At 39.5% G+C, this 3,064-nt stretch carries 3 protein-coding genes; all 3 read left to right on the top strand.

Annotated features, from left to right (window positions below; genetic code table 11):
- A partial coding sequence (locus H4J65_RS00475; RefSeq protein ID WP_259367455.1) for a flagellin occupies positions 1 to 565 on the top strand: 565 nt, incomplete at its 5' end.
- 164 nt (positions 566 to 729) lie between these two features.
- Positions 730 to 1,146 carry a flagellar protein FlaG gene (locus H4J65_RS00470; RefSeq protein WP_182194113.1) on the top strand — a complete coding sequence of 139 codons (417 nt, stop codon included), beginning with the start codon at positions 730 to 732 and terminating at the stop codon, positions 1,144 to 1,146.
- Positions 1,147 to 1,268: 122 nt separating this feature from the next.
- The gene (gene fliD, locus H4J65_RS00465; protein WP_182194110.1) at positions 1,269 to 2,693 is read left to right on the top strand and encodes a flagellar filament capping protein FliD; all 1,425 of its coding nucleotides are present in this window, start codon (positions 1,269 to 1,271) and stop codon (positions 2,691 to 2,693) included.
- Positions 2,694 to 3,064: the final 371 nt, after the last annotated feature.

Here is a 3,064-nt window from a genome sequence, read left to right as displayed (position 1 = left end):
AGCAGAAGACTTGGGTAAGGCGGGTTACGATACATCAGTGAGTACAGCCGGTGTTATTTCGATTAGAGCAACCGGTGTTGCTGGCATTGATATTTCAGGGGCGACTGCTGCAGATACAGCATTAGACGGAACCGATAGTTCAGCCGGTACTTCAAGTTTTTCATCTAAATTAGAATTAAGTAGTAATGACACATTCTCAATTTCAGGTACGACGGGAACTATTTCAGGAGATACAGGCTCTACTCAAACCAAAATATCTTCATTAGATATATCAACAGGTGCAGCTAGTGCACAAAGTGCACTAGCAACTATCGATTCGGCATTGGCTCAAATTGATAACCAAAGAGCTGATTTAGGTGCGGTGCAAAACCGTTTTGACTATACCATCAGTAATTTATCTAATATTCAAGAAAATTTATCCGCGTCACGTGGCCGTATTCAAGACACTGACTTTGCGGTAGAAACAGCAAACTTGACTAAGAGCCAAATATTGCAACAAGCAGGTACGTCAATCTTGTCGCAAGCTAACCAATTACCACAAGCCGCATTAAGCTTGTTAGGTTAGGTCTCCAGCTCACACTAGTATAGATTTTATGTTAGTGGCATAAGTGAAGGAAGGGGCTATTACTCCTTCCTTTTTGCGTTTTATCGTTAATGAAATGTCACCTTAAAGTAGTATTAATAATAGACAGTAACGTCATGTGTTTAGGTGATAAAAAGGGGTCAGAGATGAATGTAACTAATACCGCCAATACCGTTGCTGATTTAAGTAACTCAACAAAGATTGAATTAAACAGTGACAAAGCTGAGCGATCAGCTTTACATAAAGCAGAGGCTGAAAACGATTTAGCAAAAAATACAGCCCGTATTGAAGAGCAAAGTAAAACCAGTATCAGTGAAGCAAGCAAAACACAAGCGATGACACCCAAGCAATTGGAAAAGGTGGCGCAACAATTGCAAGATTTTATGGGTGAAATGAATCGAAGTTTAGAATTTTTAGTCGATAAAGATTCGGGACGCGATGTTATTAAAGTGCTAGATAAAAGCACCGGCGATTTAGTTAAGCAATATCCGTCGGAAGAAGTGTTGGGTATTATTTCTAAATTGTCTAATGCAACGGGTAACTTGATAGATACAGAAATATAAGCTCGATTAACAGTTATTTTAACGGCTATTATTTACGCTCTATTTGCTATTGTTTTTAATGGCCGTTATTTATTTAGGTATACTTTTAGTTAGCACTTACTGCAACAAAAATTGGTGAAATTATGGTAGATATTGCCTTTACAGGTATAGGCTCAGGCCTTCAGGTTTCTGAAATTGTTGACGCGATTGTCGGTGCTGAACGGGCACCGTTTGAAAGTCGTTTAAATCGTCGCGAAGCCGCAATAACAACAGATATTTCTGCTGTTGGTGCGTTAAAAGGTGGCTTGCAAAATGTCGCTGACGCTATCGAAAATTTAGCCAGTACAGATAAATATCAACAAAGAAATATCACTGGCTCGGATGATTTTGTTGCACTAAGCAGTACAAAAAGCGCTGAAGTGGGTAGTTATTCTGTTCAGGTTGACCAACTAGCCAGCACGCATAAACTCGTTTCGGCGGGCATTGACAGTAGCGAAGCTGTAGGTGAAGGTACCTTAACTTTTGCTTCAGGTAGTAACAGTTTTGATATTAGCGTATCAAGCAGTGCAACATTAGGTGATATTCGCGACTCGGTTAATGACAGCCTAGATAACGACTCAATTACCGCCACTATTATTACCGATGATAACGGCCAACATCTTGTTTTTACCAGCAAAGAAACCGGTCTTGCTAACGCCATTAAAGTGACGAGCAACGATGTTTCTGACGGTAACAATACTGACAATATGGGCTTATCTCGTTTAGCTTATGATGCTGACTCAGCCTCGCCTACCTTTGCCAAAAATCTTTCAGAAACTAGTGCAGCAACTGACGCAAAAATAACCATAGATGGTGCCTTAGTGGTCACCAACAGTAGTAATGAATTTGTTGATGCTATCGACGGCATAACCATTACAGCAAAAAAAGTGCATGATGTTGATGACGATATCAGCAAAGCGAGTGTGTCTGAAAACAATGCTAATATTAAAGCGGGTATTGAAGGCTTTGTAAAAAGTTATAACGAACTGGTTGATCTTAGTAAGCAACTTGGTGCGTCAAGCGAAGATGGAGTAGGCCCACTTGCGGGCGACTCACTATTACGTGGTGTAATGGGTAAGCTACGCCAAGAGCTTAGTAGCTCATTTGCCAGTAGTGGCAGTGACAATTTAACCTTGAACCAATTAGGTGTTCGTGCAGACCGCTTTGGTAAATTAGAACTAGACAGTGAAGATTTAAATGAACAAATAGCATTGAATGTTGGCGGAGTGCAAAACTTTTTTGTTGGCTCTGACGATGTCCCAGGTTTTGCTGCTTCACTTAAAACCTTAACTGACTTTTACACTGAGTCAGGCGGTTTAATTGAGGGGCGTATAGACAGTAAAAATAATCAATTAACAAAAATAGATGATGAACGCATCGACTTTACTCGTCGTATTGATTCATTAGAAGCACGATTATTCGCACAATATAATGCTATGGATTTGATCGTATCTAATTTGAATGCGACCAGTAGTTATTTAGAGCAGCAGCTTGATAACTTGCCAGGTGTGGTAAGAAACAATAATTAAGAATCGCTAAAAATAACCATGGATAATCGTTTTGTAGGTCGGACTTCAGTCGCCAATCGTTAAGCGGGTGATTATACTGATGGACCAACAAACCCCTGCAGTGAGTATTATGTTGTTGATCAGTTTTTATGTTGAAAATGGTTAAATTTCATTTAACTTGATGGACTGAAGTCCAACCTTGTATCTCTCTAAATAGAGTAATGAGCTATTATTCTATGACGAGAACTAAGAGAGTTTGAGTCCAAGCTTAAAGCATTGACTTTGGTCTGTAGATAAAACCCTTAGTTCATTTTATCTTAATAAACTGGATGGTATCCAAGTGCCTTTCTAAGAAAGTGACACTGCATGCACAAGGGAAGCTAAAAGATGAA

Origin of the sequence: Colwellia sp. MB02u-9 (assembly GCF_014077085.1) — a bacterium.
GTDB lineage: Bacteria > Pseudomonadota > Gammaproteobacteria > Enterobacterales > Alteromonadaceae > Cognaticolwellia.
The sequence above is the reverse complement of the archived record's forward strand: the minus strand, read 5'-3'. Positions and strand labels throughout refer to the sequence as shown.

Coding starts and splice junctions, on each gene's coding strand:
- H4J65_RS00470 (WP_182194113.1), top strand. CDS start 730: ATGAATGTAACTAATACCGCCAATACCGTTGCTGATTTAAGTAACTCA.
- fliD (WP_182194110.1), top strand. CDS start 1,269: ATGGTAGATATTGCCTTTACAGGTATAGGCTCAGGCCTTCAGGTTTCT.